Annotated in this window: 19 protein-coding genes; 3 read left to right on the top strand and 16 right to left on the bottom strand. The window is 36.6% G+C overall.

Going from position 1 to position 20,511, the window contains the following annotated elements:
* Positions 1-128 precede the first annotated feature (128 nt).
* Together I6U50_RS08140 and I6U50_RS08135 are read right to left on the bottom strand one after the other, a co-directional pair.
* A complete protein-coding gene (locus tag I6U50_RS08140) occupies positions 129-908 on the bottom strand; it encodes a zinc ribbon domain-containing protein (RefSeq protein WP_198638473.1) in 780 nt (259 codons plus the stop codon).
* A 2-nt stretch (positions 909-910) separates the two neighbouring features.
* Complete coding sequence (locus I6U50_RS08135) at positions 911-2,005, bottom strand: Nif3-like dinuclear metal center hexameric protein (RefSeq protein ID WP_198638472.1); 1,095 nt, start codon at positions 2,003-2,005, stop codon at positions 911-913.
* Between the two features lie 101 nt (positions 2,006-2,106).
* Here I6U50_RS08135 and lpxK point away from each other — a divergent pair, with 101 nt between their 5' ends.
* Positions 2,107-3,111, top strand: coding sequence for a tetraacyldisaccharide 4'-kinase (lpxK, locus tag I6U50_RS08130; protein WP_198638471.1), 1,005 nt, complete (start codon positions 2,107-2,109; stop codon positions 3,109-3,111).
* 60 nt (positions 3,112-3,171) lie between these two features.
* Here lpxK and I6U50_RS08125 read toward each other — a convergent pair whose 3' ends face one another.
* From I6U50_RS08125 to I6U50_RS08100, 6 genes are all read right to left on the bottom strand, one after another.
* Complete coding sequence (locus tag I6U50_RS08125) at positions 3,172-5,397, bottom strand: tetratricopeptide repeat-containing hybrid sensor histidine kinase/response regulator (RefSeq protein WP_193711060.1); 2,226 nt, start codon at positions 5,395-5,397, stop codon at positions 3,172-3,174.
* A gap of 39 nt (positions 5,398-5,436) precedes the next feature.
* Positions 5,437-6,444, bottom strand: coding sequence for a type I glyceraldehyde-3-phosphate dehydrogenase (gap, locus tag I6U50_RS08120; protein ID WP_198638470.1), 1,008 nt, complete (start codon positions 6,442-6,444; stop codon positions 5,437-5,439).
* Between the two features lie 19 nt (positions 6,445-6,463).
* On the bottom strand, positions 6,464-7,342 hold the full coding sequence (gene lipA / locus I6U50_RS08115; protein ID WP_193711058.1) for a lipoyl synthase: 879 nt from the start codon (positions 7,340-7,342) through the stop codon (positions 6,464-6,466).
* Between the two features lie 73 nt (positions 7,343-7,415).
* The gene (locus I6U50_RS08110) at positions 7,416-7,988 is read right to left on the bottom strand and encodes an RNA polymerase sigma factor (RefSeq protein WP_198638469.1); all 573 of its coding nucleotides are present in this window, start codon (positions 7,986-7,988) and stop codon (positions 7,416-7,418) included.
* The gene (locus I6U50_RS08105; RefSeq protein ID WP_193711056.1) at positions 7,979-9,082 is read right to left on the bottom strand and encodes a glycosyltransferase; all 1,104 of its coding nucleotides are present in this window, start codon (positions 9,080-9,082) and stop codon (positions 7,979-7,981) included. The genes I6U50_RS08110 and I6U50_RS08105 overlap by 10 nt, the downstream gene beginning before the upstream one ends.
* A gap of 5 nt (positions 9,083-9,087) precedes the next feature.
* Positions 9,088-9,294: a membrane or secreted protein gene (locus I6U50_RS08100; protein WP_193711055.1), complete on the bottom strand. Its 207-nt coding sequence runs from the start codon at positions 9,292-9,294 to the stop codon at positions 9,088-9,090.
* Positions 9,295-9,606: 312 nt separating this feature from the next.
* Here I6U50_RS08100 and I6U50_RS08095 point away from each other — a divergent pair, with 312 nt between their 5' ends.
* On the top strand, positions 9,607-10,224 hold the full coding sequence (locus I6U50_RS08095; protein WP_198627560.1) for a fasciclin domain-containing protein: 618 nt from the start codon (positions 9,607-9,609) through the stop codon (positions 10,222-10,224).
* Positions 10,225-10,329: 105 nt separating this feature from the next.
* Here the strand turns inward: I6U50_RS08095 and murB are convergent, their stop codons facing one another.
* The 3 genes from murB to I6U50_RS08080 all read right to left on the bottom strand — a co-directional run bounded on the left by murB (position 10,330) and on the right by I6U50_RS08080 (position 13,188).
* On the bottom strand, positions 10,330-11,343 hold the full coding sequence (gene murB, locus I6U50_RS08090; RefSeq protein WP_198638468.1) for a UDP-N-acetylmuramate dehydrogenase: 1,014 nt from the start codon (positions 11,341-11,343) through the stop codon (positions 10,330-10,332).
* Between the two features lie 10 nt (positions 11,344-11,353).
* Positions 11,354-12,544 carry a pyridoxal phosphate-dependent aminotransferase gene (locus I6U50_RS08085; RefSeq protein WP_198627558.1) on the bottom strand — a complete coding sequence of 397 codons (1,191 nt, stop codon included), beginning with the start codon at positions 12,542-12,544 and terminating at the stop codon, positions 11,354-11,356.
* A 251-nt stretch (positions 12,545-12,795) separates the two neighbouring features.
* Positions 12,796-13,188 (bottom strand): DUF1573 domain-containing protein, encoded by a 393-nt coding sequence (locus tag I6U50_RS08080; protein WP_198638467.1) that lies wholly within the window; start codon positions 13,186-13,188, stop codon positions 12,796-12,798.
* A gap of 135 nt (positions 13,189-13,323) precedes the next feature.
* Here I6U50_RS08080 and I6U50_RS08075 point away from each other — a divergent pair, with 135 nt between their 5' ends.
* A complete protein-coding gene (locus tag I6U50_RS08075; protein ID WP_198638466.1) occupies positions 13,324-15,954 on the top strand; it encodes a valine--tRNA ligase in 2,631 nt (876 codons plus the stop codon).
* Positions 15,955-15,982: 28 nt separating this feature from the next.
* Here the strand turns inward: I6U50_RS08075 and I6U50_RS08070 are convergent, their stop codons facing one another.
* The 5 genes from I6U50_RS08070 to ftsH all read right to left on the bottom strand — a co-directional run bounded on the left by I6U50_RS08070 (position 15,983) and on the right by ftsH (position 20,495).
* Entirely contained in the window at positions 15,983-16,255 is a 273-nt protein-coding gene (locus I6U50_RS08070) for an acyl-CoA-binding protein (protein ID WP_198627555.1), read from the bottom strand.
* A 10-nt stretch (positions 16,256-16,265) separates the two neighbouring features.
* A complete protein-coding gene (locus I6U50_RS08065; RefSeq protein WP_198638465.1) occupies positions 16,266-16,922 on the bottom strand; it encodes a phosphatidylserine decarboxylase family protein in 657 nt (218 codons plus the stop codon).
* Complete coding sequence (locus tag I6U50_RS08060; protein WP_193711047.1) at positions 16,912-17,715, bottom strand: phosphatidate cytidylyltransferase; 804 nt, start codon at positions 17,713-17,715, stop codon at positions 16,912-16,914. Before I6U50_RS08060 ends, I6U50_RS08065 begins: the two co-directional genes overlap by 11 nt.
* A 2-nt stretch (positions 17,716-17,717) precedes the next feature.
* Positions 17,718-18,329, bottom strand: coding sequence for an LUD domain-containing protein (locus I6U50_RS08055; protein WP_198638464.1), 612 nt, complete (start codon positions 18,327-18,329; stop codon positions 17,718-17,720).
* Positions 18,330-18,428: 99 nt separating this feature from the next.
* A complete protein-coding gene (ftsH, locus tag I6U50_RS08050; RefSeq protein ID WP_193711045.1) occupies positions 18,429-20,495 on the bottom strand; it encodes an ATP-dependent zinc metalloprotease FtsH in 2,067 nt (688 codons plus the stop codon).
* Between the last annotated feature and the right edge of the window lie 16 nt (positions 20,496-20,511).

The raw sequence follows: 20,511 nt of genomic DNA, 5'->3' as shown, positions 1-20,511 counted from the left end.
TGGCCTCATGGGCTTGCCCCGAGGTAGTTTACTTATGAAAATATAAAACCGCCTAAAAATTGATATTTTAGGCGGTTTTTATGTTTTAACCGGTGAGGCTTAATGTTTAGCTTTTGCTTGCTTTAATCTTAAGATTTAGCAAAAAGATTTTGCATTTTTTCCTGTTCTTCCTGGGCAAGTTCTTGATCTACAAGGATTCTACCACTATGTTCATCGGTAATAATCTTTTTTCTACCGGCAATCTCCATAATTACCTGCGGCGGAATAGTAAAATAAGAACCTCCAGAAGCACCTCTTTCAACCGGTACAATAGCAAGTCCGTTTTTAACATTAGCTCTTATTCTCTTATAAGCTTTCACCAGGCGTTCTTCGATATCCTTTTCGAGCTCAGCTGATTTCTTTATAAGTGCCTCTTCTTCTTTTTCTGTCTCGGCAAGAATTTCATTTAATTCACCTTTTTTATGCTCAAGGTGTTTTTTTCTTTCTTCCAAACGTCCTTTGGTTTGCTCAATTAACTCTTTTTTCTGTTCAATTTGAGCCCTGTATTCTTTAATGTGTTTTTCGGCAAGTTCTATTTCCAATTCCTGGAATTCAACTTCTTTGCTAAGCGCATTAAATTCACGGTTATTACGCACGTTTTTTTGTTGCTCAGCATATTTCTTCATGGTCGATTTAGACTCATCAATAAGGTTTTTCTTACTCTTAATGTCGTTCTCGATCACTTCAATATCGGCATCCATTTTTTCCAAACGCTTGCTCAATCCTGTTACTTCATCCTCCAAATCTTCTACCTCTAGTGGAAGCTCACCGCGTACGTTCCTTATTTCATCAATTCTGGAATCAACCAGCTGAAGGTCGTATAACGCTCTTAACTTGTCTTCTACAGTAACATCGTTCTTTTTTGCCATAGTTATATATACTTGATTGGATTGGTGTTTGTCTCTGCTAAAATAAGTGCAAAATTACTAATTTTTTTTGTAAGATAAGAATGTAATAAATCTTTTGTGAATTGCTCACTTTCATAATGGCCAATATCGGCTAAAATAAAGGTTTTATCGCCTTTGTAAAAATCATGGTATTTTAAGTCGGCAGTAAGATAGATGTCGGCTCCGGCACCTTTTGCATCATTAATGGCAAAGCTGCCACTACCACCCAAAACTGCCACTTTCTTGATTTGTGTATCTCCAAAATCCGAATGCCTTATGCAACCACAGTTAAATTGATTTTTAATTCTTTTTAAAAAGCTTGTAGGGCTTTCCGGGTTTTCCAGTTCACCTATCATTCCCATTCCTAAATGTTGATTTTCGTTATCAATTGTATTTATTTCATACGCTACTTCTTCATAAGGATGGCTTTTAAACAGGGCGGTAATCAAGGTGCTCTCCAAATGAGCCGGGTAGGTAACGCCTATTTGTGTTTCCTCCTCTAAATGTAGGTTTCCGCGGGAACCAATTACCGGGTTTGCCTGTTCGTTGGGTTTAAAACTACCTTCTCCTTTAACATTAAAACTGCAGTGGTCATAATTTCCTATACTTCCGCCACCGGCGTCAAAAAGGGCGTTTCTTACTTCTGCGGCTTGTTGGTTTGGAACAAAGGTGGTTAGTTTCTTTATACTGTTTTTACGCGGAATTAAAATTTGTCTATTTTTAAGCCCTATCTTTTCGCATATCATATCGTTTACCCCTTTGTATTGATTGTCTAGAGCGGTATGAATTGCATAAATCGCTATATCGTTTTTAATTGCTTTAATAATCGTTTTTTGCACATAGTCTTTACCGGTTAGCTTTTTTATACCCGAAAAAATTATGGGATGAAAACTAATAATGAGATTGCAATTTTTATCGATAGCTTCATCTACAACACTTTCCAGACTGTCTAAGGTAATAAGTGCTCCGGTAACTTTTGCGTTATTATTACCCACCAAAAGGCCAACATTATCAAAATCTTCGGCATAAGCCGGCGGGGCAAATTCTTCAATTATAGCTATAACTTCTTTTACAAGCATTTGTTTTTAGTTTTTATAAACTTAGGAGGTTGGTTTTTATTAATTTCGTGATAATTTTTAATTCAGCTAAGTCCAAATATAATTATTATAGTCTGCCCTGTATGAAGATTTTACGAAAAATGCTGATTCCTTTTGCGTTATTATATGGTTTTATAACCTGGAGTAGAAATTTGCTTTATAACGCCAAAATACTCGATTCTAGATCTTATGATTTTCCGGTGATATGTGTAGGGAACCTAAATGCGGGGGGCACGGGCAAATCGCCAATGATAGAGTTTTTACTGAAGTTTCTTTTGCCAAACTATAAAGTTGCTACTTTAAGCAGGGGGTATAGGAGAAGTACTTCGGGCTATAAGTTGTTAAGTGGAGAAGAGCCGGCAACAGAGGTGGGAGATGAGCCTTTACAATTTAAAAGAAAGTTTAATAAAGCTATGATTGCGGTAGACGCCAACCGGCAAAATGGAATTTCAAATCTTAGAAAACAAAATGCAGAAATTATTTTATTGGATGATGCTTTTCAACATAGAAAAGTAAAGGCTGGACTGAATATTTTACTCACTGCTTACAATGATTTATATGTTGATGATGTTATGTTGCCAACGGGGAATTTAAGAGAGCCAACAGTAGGAGCAGAACGTGCTAAAATAATTGTGGTTACTAAATGCCCGCGAAAGCTTACACATAGAGAAATGGATGCCATTAGAACTAAACTTAGATTACATAACTACCAGCAATTATATTTTAGTTTTATTGATTATTCTGAAGAAATAAACTCTGAAGAAGCCAGCATTGAACTAGATGATTTAAAAGATAAATGTTTTACTTTGGTTACGGGGATTGCAAATCCTAAACCACTTGTAAATTATTTAAAGACAAAAGGTTTTAACTTTAAGCATCGTATTTTTAAAGACCATCATAATTTTACCGATAAAGAAATAACAGAGCTAACCAAAGAAGCACTAATTTTGACTACCGAAAAAGATTACGTGCGTTTATATACTTATTTTAAACCCAGGCAGCTCTACTACCTGCCGGTAAAGACTGCTTTTTTAAATAACGAAGCAGAATTTAAGGCCGAAATAATAAAATTTGTAAAAGGACAATAGGTTTTATTTGTACCTACTTAATAGTGAGTAATATGTTTAATAAAGTGGCTAGGGTGCTTTTTAAACCGTGCTCTGTTTTAAGGCTAATTGCTTATTAATTTTCAGGAAAAATTCTTCCGTTTTATAGGGTTTTGGAATAATATCGCTAAATCCGTTTAAGTAGAACTCATCAAGATTATCGTCTAAAGTAACAGCGGTTAAGGCAATGATGGGGATTTCAGTATTAAATTTTCTAATTTCTTTAGTGGCTTCTATCCCGCTTATTCCCGGCATATGGATATCCATAAGAATAAGATCGTATTCATTTTCCTTGGTTTTTTCTACAGCAATAGTACCGTTATCGGCCACCTCGCAAATAACCTGATGTTTTTCCAGGATTTTACGGGTAATCATTTGGTTTATCTTATTGTCTTCCACAATAAGTATGTTTTTGCCTTCTAATCTATCTTCAACAGGTGCTTCTGCATCCTGAGATGTTTTATTTGTATTATTTTCTATTTCTTTAGCTTCAAACTTTAGCTGAAAAGTAAAAGTTGAACCTTTGCCCAAATCACTTTCCAGCTCAATTTCACTGCCTAGTAAACTAAGAAGATTTTTTACTATAGATAATCCTAAACCGGTTCCCCCAAATTTACGATTAATCTGTGTGGAGCCCTGGGTGAAGTTTTCAAAAATTGCTTTTTGTTTTTCCTTTGATATTCCCTCGCCGTTATCTTTAATTTCAAAATCAAGTAAAATAATATTTCCTTCGTGAGAGTTTTTAGAGACATTAATCCATATATCCCCGTCTTCGGTGAATTTTATAGAGTTTCCAATTAAATTTATTAAGATTTGTGATATTTTTAATGGGTCGCCTTTTATCTCTTCGGGAATAGAATTGTCGTAGTTAAGGTGGATTTTAGTATTTTTTTGGTCTGCCGAGTTTTGAAGTGCCACCAATACATCTGAAATACGCTTTTTTAGGTCAAAAGAAGCCTCCATAACTTCTACCTTGTTAGCTTCCAGTTTGTTGAGGTCTAAAATGTTGTTGATAAGTGAAAGTAAATATTCACCAGAAAATTTTAATGAATTAAGATGCTCTTTTTGGTTTTCGGTAGGGCTTTCTTCTAACAATAGGTGTGTAAGGCCGGTTACAGCATATAGGGGCGTTCTTAACTCGTGAGTAATTGTAGAGAGAAACTGAGCTTTGGCCAGGGAAGCTTTTTCCGCATTTTCTTTGGCTTTTGTAAGCTCTGTGTTTTTCTTTTGTAGCAATTCGTTAGCACGGGCCCTTAAGTTATTGTTTTTGTAGAGTGACAGGGTTAAAAGTGAGAGAATGGTAATAAGTGCCACACTAAGAATTGTGGTTAGTTTATTAACTTTTAACTTGCTTTCTTGTTCGGCATTCTGAAGGCTCAATTCATTTAAACTACTTTGCAAGGCATCTATTCCATATTTGGCGTTTGCTTGTTCGGCCAGTACCTCCTTATTCATTGCAATTATGGAGTCATTACGTGCATAACTTTTTTGAAGATAATCCAGGGAAGTCTTGTAATTACCGGTTTCCTCATAAATTATACTCAGTTGCTTATAGATGCTCATTATCATGCCGCCAAAATTGTTAGCCTTGGCAATTGCTAATGCCTTGTTGCAGTTCTCTTCGGCCAGTTCGTAGTTCTTGAGGGCTATATGAGCTCTACCGGTATAGTAATAGAGTCTTGAAAGTTCGTACATGTTTTCAGACTCTGAGAGTTGTATTTTTGCCTTTTCCAGAAGTTTTAAGGCTTCATTGATCTGTTTTTCAGATTTTTGAATGATAATCGCCCGGTTTAAAGAAACTATTCCAAGGTATTCCTGATTGTCTAATTTTAAGTAGAGTTCTTCTGCCAGGTTGAGATAACGGTTTGCCCGGGTTTTGTTATGTTTAGCCATAAAAATTTTAGCAAAATTTACATAGCTGTAAGCCAATCCTTTTTCGTCGCCCACTTCACGTTGAATAGAAATTGCCCGGTTTAACTCGGTTATCGCTTTATCGTATTCGTGTCTTATATAATAAAGTTTGGCAAGAATACTACTGGATAATGCAATAAAGCGCTTATCATCAATAGATTTTGAAAGTTCTAAAGAAGAATTTAATTGTTCAATGGCGCGGTCAAAATCTAATGTATTTACTGAAACTTCAGCATCGTTGATTAACTGCTGAATTCTTTCATTGGCCAATTGAAGATGTTTGGAATCGTCTTGCTGAATTGCAAAAGAAAAATTACAATAAAATACGAATATTAGTATAAAGTTGAATCTCTTCATTATGGAAAATCAGCATACGCTTAATGGATATAAAGATAGTTATTTCTCATTAACCATTGAAATTAAATCGATAAGACGACTGGAATAACCGATCTCATTATCATACCATCCAATAATCTTGACTAGCTTGCCACTTATCACCGATGTCATTTGAGCATCAAGAATACAAGAATGCGGATTATTGTTAATGTCTATAGAAACAATGGGATCTTCGGTGTAACTAAGAATTCCTTTTAAGGAAGTTGTAGCCGCATCTTTAAAGAGTTTGTTTACGGCCGTTATGTTGGTTTCTTTACGAACATTAAGGGTCATATCTGTTAGGGAACCGTTGGGTACGGGAACCCTAATTCCACAACCTCCAATAACTTCACTAATCTCGGGGAAAATACCGGTTAATGCTTTTGCTGCTCCAGTAGTAGTAGGAATTATAGATTGGGCTGCAGCACGGCTTCTTCTAAGGTCCCTATGTGGTTTGTCGTGTAAGCTCTGGTCTGAGGTGTATGAGTGTATGGTTGTAATATATGCTTGTTCTACTATAAAATTTTCATGAATCAATTTTAGCATGGGGGCGGCATTATTGGTAGTGCAGCTGGCATTTGAAATAATTTCTTCACTACCATCCAAGATATGTTCATTGACGCCCAATACCACCATTTTAATATCATTATCTTCAGGTGGAACAGATAAAATCACCTTTTTCGCGCCATTGGTAATGTGATGTTGAAGTTCCTCTTTGGTCTTGAACTTTCCTGTAGATTCTACTACAATATCAATTCTATGTTTTTCCCAGTTAATCTCTTTGGGATGGGATTCGTTTAATAGAGGGATAGAGATTCCATTTACTATAAGCTTGTCCTCTTCGGAAGAAATCTCAGCAGGGGAAATTCCGTGGATACTATCGTATTTTAAAAGGTGAGCCAGAGTTTTGGCGTCGGCCACATCGTTAATAGCAACTACATTGATGCTTTTATGTGATATTAAAAGCCTAAATAGGCTTCGCCCAATACGGCCAAAACCGTTTATGGCTATATTGATGCTTTTGTTCATTTAAATCGGAAAAAAAACCTTAATCTATATGTTTATGTGCTTTGTAGGAAGAACGAACCAGGGCGCTACTTTCTACATGGCGAAATCCGAGGTCCAGCCCAATTGCCTCATATTTTTTAAATTGATCTGGGGTGATAAATTGCTTTACCGGTAAATGTTTTTTACTGGGTTGCAGGTATTGCCCAATAGTTACCACATCTACGTCTGCTGCTCTAAGATCATGCAGGGTTTGTATTACTTCGTTTTCCTGTTCACCAAGTCCCAACATAATTCCAGATTTGGTTCTGTTTACACCTTGTTGCTTGAGATAGCGAAGAACTTCAAGACTACGATCGTACTTGGCTTGAATTCTAACCTCCCGGGTAAGTCTTCTAACCGTTTCCATATTGTGGGAAACCACCTCTGGCATTACTTCTACTATACGGTCTATATTGCGTTCATTTCCCTGAAAATCTGGTATTAAAGTTTCTAGGGTGGTTTCAGGATTCATTCGGCGAATAGCTTTCACGGTTTCCGCCCAAATTATAGATCCCATATCTTTAAGATCGTCGCGGTCTACACTGGTTACCACGGCGTGCTTAATCCCCATAATTTTTATAGAGCGGGCAACTTTTTCAGGTTCGTCCCAATCTACTGTTTCCGGACGGCCGGTTTTTACACCACAAAATCCGCAGGAACGGGTACAAATATTTCCTAAAATCATAAAGGTAGCAGTACCTTCACTCCAGCATTCCCCCATGTTTGGGCAGCTGCCGGAAGTGCAAATTGTGTGTAAATCATATTTGTCTACCAGGCTGCGAAGTTCGGTATATTTTTTACCGGTTGGAAGTTTTACCCTTAGCCATTTTGGTTTAGCTTTAGGCTTTTCTTTTACGGGGCTTATAGTGTCTGTACTCATAGTAAAAATCTAGATTTCAAAGATACAATAATCTAATGAACTGCATAAATTAGATCGTTAAGTCCTAAAGAACTTACACCAATTTTCTTTCTTCAATGATTTTGGCCAGTAACTTCCTGGCTCTTAAAAGTTTTACTTTTACATTATTCATGGGTTCATTCAGGGTTTCAGCAATTTCTTTATAAGATTTTTCCTGAAAGTACCTAAGATTAATAACTTCCTGGTAGTGTGGTTTTAACTGTTTAATGTCGGTAAGTAGTTGAGCTAAGTGTTGTTCGCTAATTAATTTGTCTTCAATTGTAGGTGTTTCATCAGCTATGCGGTATACTTTTTCATTTTGGTCTGAGGTAGTTTGAGAGCTAATAGAAGATTTTTGCTTCCTAATCATATCAACATGAATATTCTTTGAAATGGCTATTAGCCAGGTGTTAAAAGAATATTCCTCATCAAAAGTTTCAATCCTTTTAAAGGCTTTGGAAAAAGTTTGAATAGTGATATCTTCTGATTCGTACGCGTTGCCCGTTTTCTTAAGCTGAAATCCATATACGCTATCCCAAAATGTATCGAGTAGATAATTAAAAGCCGACTGGCTTCCATTTTTTGCCGCTTTAATTCGGGTAAGGAGCAATTGCTGATCTATTTCCAATGCCTTGGTTTTGAAATGCTGTTCGCGATAAATATGCCAAATTGGGTGAAAATTAAAAATACTTCTAAAAAGGGAAACAACCAAATTACATCTGTTTCTTGTAATTTTCTAGCCGATTGTGTGTACACTATTCCCTGTACCAATAGCACGACTGCTGCGCAACCTACAACCAGTTGCCACTGAAACTGGAGTATAAGCAAAATAGCAAGTAAAATCCAAAAGAAGAAGCGTGCAGTAAAAAACAAGCCCAATAATATTTTATCTTTTGTTTTGTAAAATCCTACTACTGATGCGTGTCTTCTTTTTTGGTGAAACCAGGATTTTAGATCTGTTTTAGGAACACTTCTCGTGCTTGCTTCCGGATGGTGACATATAAAGGTGTTTTTAAAGTTTGCTGCTTCGTTAACAAAAAGATCATCATCTCCAGATCTTAGATGTAAATGATTGGCAAAACCTTTTTGGTCGTAAAACTGTTTTGAAGTATAGGCCAGGTTTCTTCCCACACCCATATACGGGTTTCCTAATTTTGCATAGGAGAAATATTGAATAGCGGTAAGTAAGGTTTCAAAACGAATTAGCTTGTTTAGTAAAGACTTACTGTTTTTAAAATACCCACCATAGCCTAGTACAATGCTTTTTTCTTGTAGAAATCCGTTAGCCATGTGTTTAATCCAATTTGGGCTTTGTGGCGCACAGTCTGCATCGGTAAATATTAAATACGGGTTTTGAGCCTTTTTTATACCTAAGGTAAGTGCGTATTTTTTATTTGCCCAAAATGCTTCATTGTTTTTAACATTTACAAGTTTAACCCGGCCGTCCAGGCTTTGAAAATGCTCTATAACTTCTAAGGTATTATCTAAAGAAGCATCATTTATAATAATTACTTCAAAATTAGGGTAATCCTGATCTAGAATGGGAGGAAGGAAGTTTTTAAGATTTTCGGCTTCGTTTTTGGCACAAACAATAACCGATATAGGCAAGTCTATCTCTTCGGGATTTTTACTTTTATCTTTGGCAAAAGCAAAAAAAGCGAGGTAAAAGCCTAAAATAATTATTGAAAACAGAAAAAAAAGCCCCAGTAGAATTGCTGCCATGAAACTTAGTTAGCCTTCTTTTCTCCAGAACAATCGCCTTGTTCTTCGGGTAATTTTCCGCAAAAACTGCAAGCTTCTCCTTCTTTATTCAAAAATGGGCTCTGGCTGGCACAGGTTCCGGCAAATTTACCGTCTTTTTTTCCCCATATTTTAATGGCTATTCCGGCGAAAGCCAACCCTAAAAGCAAAACTGTTATTATAAGTAACTGCATAACTACGTGATATTTCTAATTTCTCCCCCTTCTAATTAATTTCAACATGAATGTGACATTAGATATTTAGCCAAAAATCGAAATTTAAAGACTATAGATTTTATATCTAAACCTTAAAAAATCTATGTAATACCCCTCTGGCCGTCACACGATGAAATTTAGTGCAAAAATAGCAATAAATTGACTTTTGGGAAAATTCAAACGCATATTAGCATAAGCTTTACACACTTTAACTAAAATTTAATCGTAATGCGCTGTAATTGTAAAGTTTAGGTGATAAATTAGGAGGTCTAAACCATTAAAAACTAAATTATGAAATCTAAAATTTTATTAATAATGTTAGCTGTTTTTGCATTTAGCTTTACTTCTTGCGAAGATACCAAGAAGAAGGAAGAGGAAAAGGCAAAAATGGAGCAGGAAGCAGCAGAGCAAGAGGCTAAAATGAAAGCTGAAGAGGAACGCATGGAAATGGAATCTAATAGTATTGCTGCTAAAGCGATGGCAACCGATTCTCTAAGTACCTTAGTTAGTGCATTGAAAAATGCCGAATTGGCAACGACCTTTACCGAAGATGAAGGTCCATATACAGTTTTTGCACCTACCAACAGTGCTTTCGAAAAAGTTGATAAAGCTACCTTAGATGAATTGATGAAGAGTGAGAATAAAGATCAATTAGCAGGTGTTCTTAAATATCACGTAGTAGATAAAGAAATTACGGCTTCAGATTTAAGTCAGATGATTGAAGATGGAGGTGGTGAAGTAACTTTTGCTACTATGGAAGGGGCAGAACTTACAGCTATGGCAGATGGAGATAATATTGTGCTTAAGGATGGAAATGGGAACACAGCTACCATTATCGCTACAGATATTGAAGCTTCTAACGGAATGGTACACCTTATTGACGGTGTAGTAATGAAAAAAGCTTCGTAAATATTGATTGATTAACAAATATAAAGAGGCTGTTTATAAACAGCCTCTTTTTTTAGTATCCTGTTGCGGGGATATTTTTTGTAAAATCAATTTTAAACTTTTTATCTAAAAAATGTTCACTTCAGCTTCTAGTTTTATATTATACTTCTGATAAATTTTTTCCTGAATTTCTTTAGATAATTCTAAAATTTCTTGCCCGCTGGCATTTCCGTAATTCACCAAAACCAAAGCCTGGTTTTTATGTATACCGGCATCACCTTTGCGATATCCTTTTAAACCTGCCTGGTCTATAAGCCAGCCTGCAGGGATTTTAATTTGGTTGCCCTGCATAGCGTAAAAGGGCATTTCAGGAAATTGCTGTTGTAACTTCTTGAATTCAGTCTCGCTAACTATTGGGTTTTTAAAAAAGCTACCACTATTGCCCAACTCCCTCGGATCTGGTAATTTCTGTTGACGAATATTTACAACGGCATCAGAAACATTTTTAATAGTAGGTTTTTTGATATTATGCTTGTCTAATTCGGCCTGGATCGCACCGTAAGAAGTGCTTAACTCATGATTTTTTTTACTAAGTTTAAAGTTTACCGAGGTGATAATGTATTGACCTTTTAGTTTGTTTTTAAAAACAGAATTTCGGTAACCAAATTCACATTGTTCGTTATTGAAGGTTTCAACTTCCAAAGTTTGTATGCGCAGGGCTTCACAAGATTTAAAGCTGTCTTTAAGTTCAACCCCATAAGCACCAATGTTTTGAACAGGAGCCGTACCTACATTACCGGGTATTAAAGAAAGATTTTCGAGTCCGCCATAGCCTTTTTCAATACAATATAATACAAATTGGTGCCAGTTTTCGCCGGCACCAACTTTTAAGATAACTTCTTCGTTGTTTTCAGAAATAAGTTCAATTCCACTAATGTTAATATGAACAACCGTTTTATCTACATCCTGGGTAAGCAGCATATTGCTACCGCCTCCCAGTACAAATATCTCTGTTGCATAGGCCTGCTGTAAAACATCACGTAACTCTTTTTTACTGCTTACAGATATGAATTTTCTGGCTTTTACATCTACACCAAAAGTATTGTATTGCTTCAGGGAGAAATTTTCAGCAACCTGCATAGATGATGTGTTATTTATTATATTCTTTTAGAGCAATCTTTAGGATTTCAATGGCTCTCTCCAGATTTTCTTTCTTTAATACATATGCAATTCTCACCTGGTTTAGACCGGTGTTAGGGGTAGAGTAGAAGCCGGCTGCAGGAGCTATCATTACCGTTTCATTGTTGTAATCGAAACTTTCTAACAACCACTGTGAAAAATTGTCGGCATTTTCAACAGGAAGCTCGGCAATGCAATAGAAGGCCCCTTTAGGTTTGGCAACTTTTACACCCGGTATACTCTCTAAACCTTCAATTAAAAGATTTCTTCGCTCTGTATATTCTTTGTTTACTTCATCAAAGTATTCATCTGGAGTGTCTAATGCAGCTTCTGCGGCTATTTGAGCGAAGGTAGGCGGGCTCAATCTTGCTTGTGCAAATTTCATGGCAGCACGCATTACTTCCAGGTTTTTTGAAACCAGACAGCCAATTCTTGCTCCGCACATACTGTAGCGTTTAGAAACCGAATCTACCATAATGGCGTGTTGTTCCAGGCCGGGAATACTCATAATAGAATGATGCTTAACCCCATCGTATGCAAACTCACGATACACTTCATCGGCAACAATAAAAAGGTCATGTTTCAGGGCTAAATCTGCAAGTTGCTGTATTTCTTCACGGGTGTATAAATAACCGGTAGGATTTCCGGGATTACATAATAGAATAGCCCTGGTTTTGTCGGTGATTAATTTTTCAAATTCTGAAATTGCAGGAAGCGAAAAATTATTTTCTATGCTTCCTTTAATGGGAACGATTTGCACCCCAGATGCGGTTGCAAAACCATTGTAATTTGCGTAAAAAGGCTCTGGGATAATTACCTCATCACCCGGGTCGGTAATACTTCCCATAGCAAACATCAAAGCTTCAGAACCGCCGGTTGAAATAATAATATCCTGTGCATCTACCGGGATATCATTTTTTCTATAATATTGGGCTAGTTTGGTTCTATAAGATTCAAAACCCGCAGAATGACTGTATGAAAGCACATCTATATCATTACTTTTAACTGCTGCCAAAGCTGCTTTTGGGGTTTCAATATCCGGTTGGCCAATATTTAATTGATAGATTTTTTTTCCCTTTTTTACAGCTGCTTCAGCAAAGGGTACTAGTTTTCTTATTGGAGATTCGGGCATATTGCGCCCTTTGTTCGATATATTTGGCATGAGATTTATTTTAATACATTGCAAACATGCAAAAATCTAAGAAGATTTCTGATTAGTTTTTAGTTATAATTTATCAAAAACTAAAAATTGTTCCTTAAAATTAAATTTGAAACTTAAAAGGATAGAAGCAGCCGTTTAAAATGCCAGATAACACTAATCTAAACTTGATTCAAGATTTATAATTTTAAAAACTTTACAAGCTTATTTTAATGTGCATAAGACTTTTTAAACGGCTTTTTAGGCTTTAATAGTTAAAGACTATTATTATCTTTTTCAATAACCCGCCCCTTAATTTTAAGTGATTTTGTTGATTCTTCGGCATTAGAATATACAGTGATTGTTTTTCTAATTGGGCCAACAAGATTTGTGTTGTACTTTACTTGAATCTCTCCTGTTTCTCCCGGCTTAATTGGTTCTTCCGGTTTTTTAGGAATGGTGCAACCACAACTAGAGGTTACATTGGCAATAACCAATGGGGCATTGCCTGTATTGGTGAATTCAAAAACGCGAACACCATCACTTCCTTTTTCTATTTCGCCATATTCAATAGTTTCAGTTTTGAATTCTATCTTGGCTTTTTCCTGCGCCATAACCGTGCCTATACCAGCAGCAACAAAAATGGCAATAGCAATAAATTTCTTCATAATTATTAATATTTAAAAACGAATGATAAAAATAAGCCGAATTGCTGTGTACACAAAATTATAATCAAATCAACTTCTTTTATAATCCTTAAGTTATATTTACTTTTGCTCTTATTTTTCAAAAACCAGACCAATATGGCGATTGCTTCCCAATACGATTCAAAAAAAGTAGAAGATAAATGGTATAACTACTGGATGGAAAACAATTATTTTCATTCAGAGGTAGACGATAGAGAACCATACACTATTGTAATTCCACCACCAAACGTAACCGGTGTTTTACATATGGGGCATATGCTTAACAATACCATTCAGGATGTTTTAGTGAGAAGAGCTCGATTAAAAGGCTATAATGCCTGTTGGGTGCCGGGTACCGACCATGCTTCTATTGCAACTGAGGCAAAAGTAGTGGCAAAATTAAAGGCAGAAGGAATTGATAAAAACGATCTTAGTCGTGAGGAATTTCTACAGCATGCCTGGGAGTGGACACATAAACATGGGGGGATTATCCTTGAGCAACTAAAAAAACTAGGAGCCTCCTGCGATTGGGAGCGCACCAAGTTTACCATGGATGAAAAGATGTCAGCTTCTGTAATTAAGGTTTTTGTTGATTTATATGAAAAAGGACTCATTTACCGCGGGTATCGAATGGTAAATTGGGACCCACAGGCAAAAACTACCCTTTCTGATGAGGAAGTAATTCATTTAGAGAAACAGGGCGAGCTTTTTTATCTTAATTATAAAGTAGAAGGTAGTGATGACGTATTAAGTATAGCTACTACACGTCCCGAAACTATATTGGGGGATACGGCAATTTGTATCAATCCAAACGATGAACGTTTTGCCCATTTAAAAGGTAAAAAAGCAATTGTTCCAATTTGTAATAGGGTAATACCAATTATTGAAGACGAATATGTAGATGTAGAGTTTGGTACGGGTTGCTTAAAAGTGACGCCGGCCCATGATGAAAATGATAAAATGCTTGGAGATAAGCATAATCTTGAAGTGATAGATATCCTTAACGACGATGCCAGTCTTAATGCTTACGGAATGCATTATGAAGGGAAAGACAGGTTCCAGGTTAGAAAGGAGATCGTAGAAGAACTAAAAGAAATGGGCGTGCTTACCAAAATTGAAGAGCATATTAATAAAGTAGGGACCAGTGAACGCACCGGTGCTGTTATAGAACCCAAACTTAGTGACCAGTGGTTTCTAAAGATGAAAGAAATGGCCAAACCTGCAATAGATGCTGTGGTTGGTGATGAAATTAATTTGGTGCCCGATAAATTTTTGAATACCTATAAGCATTGGATGGAGAATGTTCGCGACTGGAATATCTCCCGCCAGCTTTTATGGGGACATCAAATTCCGGCTTATTTTTACGGGAGTGGAAAAGAAGACTTTGTGGTTGCCGAAACTGCAGAGAAAGCCCTGGAGAAAGCGAGAGAAAAGTCTGGAAATGCCCATTTAAAGGCAGAAGAATTAACCCAGGACAAAGATGCTCTGGATACCTGGTTTTCTTCCTGGTTATGGCCCATGAGTGTCTTTAATGGGATTTTAGAACCGGAGAATGAAGAAATTAAATATTATTATCCAACTAACGATCTTGTGACTGCTCCCGAAATCTTATTTTTCTGGGTAGCACGAATGATTATGGCTGGGTACGAATACAGGGGAGAACGACCATTTAAAAACGTTTATCTTACCGGGATTGTTCGTGATAAGCAGCGGAGAAAAATGTCCAAGTCCTTAGGGAACTCACCCGATCCGCTAGGTTTAATAGAGCAATATGGAGCCGATGGTGTTAGGGTAGGAATGCTTTTAAGTTCTCCGGCCGGAAACGATTTGATGTTTGAAGAAGATCTTTGTAAACAGGGTAGTGCATTTTCAAATAAAATTTGGAATGCATTTAGGCTGGTAAAGGGCTGGGAAGTTTCTGAAGAAAAAGAGCAGGACGAAACCTCAAAAATTGCAATTAATTGGTACACCGCCAGGTTTAGAAAAACCCTCGTGGAAATTGAAGATCACTACGCTAAATATAGAATGAGTGATGCTTTAATGAGCACTTATAAGTTGATTTGGGACGATTACTGCTCCTGGTTCCTTGAGATGGTAAAACCGGCTTACGGTGAGCCTATAGATGCCAAAACATATAAAGCAGTAATAGAAATTTTAGAAGATAACTTAAAGATTCTCCATCCGTTTATGCCGTTTGTTACTGAGGAAATTTGGCAGGAAATTACTGAAAGAAAACCTTCTGAAGCTTTAATTGTAGCGAAATGGCCGGAGATTAAGGATTATAACGAAGGAATAATTAACGAATTTGCTTTGGCTTCAGAAGTCATTGCAGGGATAAGAAAGGTAAGAAAAGAGAAAAATATCTCGTTTAAAAATACCATAGACCTAATGGTAATGAACAACGAAAATGCTTCAGAATTCTTTGATCCTGTGATCTTAAAGATGGGTAATATAAATGCTTTTAATTACGTAGATACACAGGTGGAAGGTGCGCTTTCCTTCCGAGTGAAATCTAATGAGTACTTTATTCCTATTGCCGGTGCTATTGATGTTGAAGCTGAAATTGAAAAACTGGAAGAAGAATTAAAATATAATGAAGGCTTCCTAAAATCTGTAGAGAAGAAGCTCTCTAACGAGCGATTTGTAAATAATGCGCCCGAAAAAGTTGTAGCTATAGAAAAAGCAAAGAAAGCTGATGCTGAGGCGAAGATTAAAGCTATTAAAGCCAGCTTAAAAGGTTTAAGTTAAAACAAAAATAAAGGCGGAGTAACTACAATTATGTTACTTCGCCAATATGTTCTTCTACCAGCTCTATATATTTTTCGCGGGCTTCCTGCTTGCTAATATTTTTTATCTGTAATAAAGCGTTTACTTTAAAAGCATTCCTAATATCGCCTTCGCTCATGGGCGGGGCGTAAAAACCATTTACCTGAGTGGCTTTTTTGTAATAAGCATAAAAATGCAACATAATATCTGGCGCAAATTTTTGAGTGGTTTTGCTCGCCATTTCATATGCTTTTAAAAATTTTTCTTCTGTTGTATAAGACATAACGTTTTGCTTATTCTTCAATATTGGCTATCACGCTTAGGCCACCTTTTACTTTTTGATCTAATTCAACCAAAATAGGGGTGTTTAGCGGTAGGAAAACGTCTACCCGGGATCCAAATTTTATGAATCCACTATCGCTACCCTGAATAACTTTGTCGTTAACTTTAGCATAGTTTACAATTCTTTTTGCTAATGCTCCGGCAATTTGCCTGTATAATACCTCACCGGCAACAGGGTTTTCCACAACAACCGTGGTTCTTTCGTTCTCTTCACTAGATTTAGGGTGCCAGGCTACTAAAAATTTACCCGGATGATATTTACTGTATTTCACTTTACCACCAATAGGGTGCCTTGTTACGTGTACATTAATTGGCGACATGAAAATAGATACCTGAATACGCTTATCTTTAAAATACTCTTTTTCTTCAACCTCTTCAATAGCCACAACCTTACCATCTACCGGTGCAATTACATTGGTATCATTTAAAACAGTTTTTCTTTTAGGATTTCTAAAAAACTGAATGATTAGCAAAAATAGAACGATAGTAACCACCAGGATAGCAAATTTTATCCAATAGGTGTTTATAAACGAATATGATACTGCGTTTATTGCAATAAGCAGCACTGCTGCTATCGCCATAATTTTATAACCTTCTTTATGAAACATAATCTAGAATATAGAGATAAGCATATACAAACGGACTTGAAAAAATAATACTATCTAACCTGTCAAATAATCCGCCGTGGCCTGGCATTAGTTTTCCGCTGTCTTTTACACCGGCCTGACGTTTAAATTTTGATTGGATAAGATCTCCTAAAGTCCCAAAGACACTCAATATAATGGCTAAGCCAAGCCAAATGGGGAAAGTGAGAAATTGTGTGTAATAGAAAATAAAAAAACTTGCTATTCCACTAAAAACCACACCACCCAGGAAACCTTCTACTGTTTTGTTAGGCGAAATTCTTTCAAAAAGCTTCTTGCTGCCAAAATTCTTACCTACAATATAAGCAAATGTATCGTTAGTCCAAATAAGTATAAAGATGCCAACTACCAATTTAGGGATAAAGACACCTTCTATAGTTGGGATTAGTGTAAGAAAAATAACAGAAGAAATGAGATAAAAAATAATTATAATATATTTCTTCTTTTCAAAAACGGGTATTTTTCTTACCACCAACAAATCTTTAACCAAAAATAGATTTACAAAAATGGTTATAAAAAGTAAGAGTATGGTGGCGTCCTGATTAAACTTAAGATAGCTAAAGAGGTAGAAAAGCAAAGCCTGTACAGCATAAAGCGCATAGCTTTTGAGATGCAATAATTTCTGCATTTCTATGAGGCACACAAGTCCGAGCAAATAAAATAAACTAATAAAGATAAATTCGGAAGAAAGTATGGAAGCAACCAATATGGATACATACAATAATCCTGAAATAGTTCTAATAATGGCTTCCCTCATATTTATAAATCTTCCAGCAGGAGCAAATATAGGTTTTTTGTACTACTTCCATAGCTCATAAAGTCACCCTCTTTTTTAGTTTCAAAATTTTTAATGGTCGTGATGTTAGAAGGGATTCTTTGCTTGTTCTTAAATTTGATGCCACGTAAACCTTCGCCAATAGTATCAATTAACTGACTTGTAGAAGAGATAATAACAAAATTATCGGGTAAATCATTGAGTTTGCACTCTTTAATTTGATTTGAAGAGATGAGTATAGAACCATCATTGGCTACCAAATACTCGCAGGTAGATAGAAAAAAAGGGGCAGAACCAGATTTTGTGAAATCCAGGTTGAAACCTTTAAATTTATCTTGAAGATTTGGATCCAGACAAAAGCACTGTTTTTCGTACCAGTCGTTTTCCAGTAAAATATTGTCAAAAGCCTCAAGCATTTCATCATCGTTTTCACAATAAAGGAATTTACCTCCGTTGTTTTTGAAATTCAACATGAAACGTTCATCGGTAGGTAATTTTACCTCAGGCATGTATTTTCCCCGCTCAGCTTTTTCAGGAGACTCCTGCTTCTTGTCTGATTTAGATTTAGGGTTAAGAAATCTTCTAAATAGACTCATAGAATTTTGGGTGTGGTTCTCGACGTCATTTTAACCAAAGGTAAAAAATCTTAATTTAACACTATGGCAAATTAAGATTTTTTAAACCGTGGTTGTGAACTATTTATTAACCGAATTGTTTTCGGTTAATGTATCTTTATCTTCTGAGGTTCCGGGAGCTGGATGCTGCTCTTCGGTTTCCGAGGCTTTTTCTTCAACTTTAGGCGTTTCTTTTTTTTCTTGCACTTCGGTTTTTTCCTCCTCTTTGTCGTAAGGCCTTTTTCCGAAGATACGCTCTAAATCATCCTTAAAAATCACTTCCTTGTCCAGAAGGATATCTGCCAATTGCCCCAGTTTGTCTTTATGCTCGGTAAGCAAATCTATGGCACGCTGATATTGAGTTTCAATTAGGTTAGAAATCTCTTTATCAATAAGCTCAGATGTGCTTTCACTATAAGGCTTGGTAAAATTATATTCGCCCTGTCCTGAAGAATCATAATAGGTTAAATTTCCAATCTTATCATTTAGACCGTAAATGGTGACCATTGCTTTGGCCTGCTTGGTAACTTTTTCAAGATCGCTTAAAGCACCGGTTGAAATTTTATTAAAAACTACCTTCTCTGCAGCTCTTCCACCAAGGGCAGCACACATTTCATCAAGCATCTGCTCTGGTCTAACTATTAGTCGCTCTTCAGGTAAATACCAGGCAGCTCCTAAAGATTGCCCTCGTGGCACAATTGTTACTTTAACAAGTGGGGCTGCGTGCTCTAACATCCAGCTCACAGTCGCGTGACCGGCTTCGTGATAGGCAATGGCCTTTTTTTCATCGGGCGTAATAATTTTATTCTTTTTCTCCAGGCCGCCAACAATTCGGTCTACAGCATCAAGAAAATCTTGTTTACCAACAGCTTTGTTACCTTTACGAGCGGCAATTAAGGCAGCTTCGTTGCAAACATTGGCAATATCTGCACCAGAGAATCCCGGTGTTTGTTTTGCTAAGAATTCAGTATCCAGTTCATCGGCTACTTTTTTAAGCGGCTTTAAATGAACTTCAAAAATTTCCTTTCGCTCGTTTAGATCGGGTAGGTCTACATAAATTTGACGGTCAAATCTTCCGGCACGCATTAAGGCTTTATCTAAAACATCGGCACGGTTAGTGGCAGCTACTACAATTACGTTGGTGTTTGTTCCAAAACCATCCATTTCTGTTAGTAACTGGTTTAAGGTGTTTTCACGTTCATCGTTAGAACCTGAGAAATTGCTTTTTCCACGGGCACGTCCAATGGCATCTATTTCATCTATAAAAATAATAGATGGTGATTTTTCTTTCGCCTGTTTAAACAAGTCGCGTACCCTTGAGGCACCCACCCCTACAAACATCTCTACGAAGTCTGAACCGGAAAGTGAAAAGAAAGGCACTTTGGCTTCTCCGGCAACGGCTTTTGCCAGTAAGGTTTTACCGGTTCCGGGAGGTCCTACCAAAAGTGCTCCTTTTGGAATTTTACCCCCTAGAGAGGTGTATTTGTCTGGTTGTTTTAGAAAATCTACAATTTCCTGAACTTCTTCTTTTGCACCTTCTAAGCCGGCCACATCTTTAAAAGATGTCTTTACATCGGTATTTTGGTCGAATAATTTAGCTTTTGATTTTCCGATATTAAAAATTTGTCCTCCTGCACCACCACCGGCACCGGAACTCATTTTGCGCATGATGAAAATCCAAACCCCAATTATTAAAATAAATGGCAACAATGCCCAGAATACTTCTCCCAAAACATTGCTTTGTGTATCGTAAACCACCGTGGTTTCAAGATTGTTCTCTGCTTTTATCTCTTTTATATCGTTTTCAAGATTTTGCAGATCTCCAAACTCAAAACTATAGGCAGGGGTTTCTCCGCCGGTATTGAATAATTCCGGATCGTTTGCATTTTTGTGAATCTCCTTTTGGGAAGCTTCTTCAGTGAGATAGACTTTGGCTTGTTTACGGTTTACAATTTCTACCTTCTTTACGTCTCCCTCCCTTAAGAAATTAAGAAATTCTGCCGGGTTGGTTTTAGCAGGTTCACTAAAACCGCCTCCGCTAAAAAAGTTAAGTCCTAAAAAGAAGATTATTATAGCGGCATAGATCCAATAAGCACTAAATTTAGGCTTTTTGGGATCAATGTTTTTTTTGGGTTGCTGTTTCGCCATTCTCGGTAATTCTAAA

Origin of the sequence: Salegentibacter maritimus (assembly GCF_016236975.1) — a bacterium.
Classification (GTDB): Bacteria; Bacteroidota; Bacteroidia; order Flavobacteriales; family Flavobacteriaceae; genus Salegentibacter; species Salegentibacter maritimus.
Note: the sequence above shows the minus strand (reverse complement) of the source record. Positions and strands in the feature narration are given on the sequence as shown.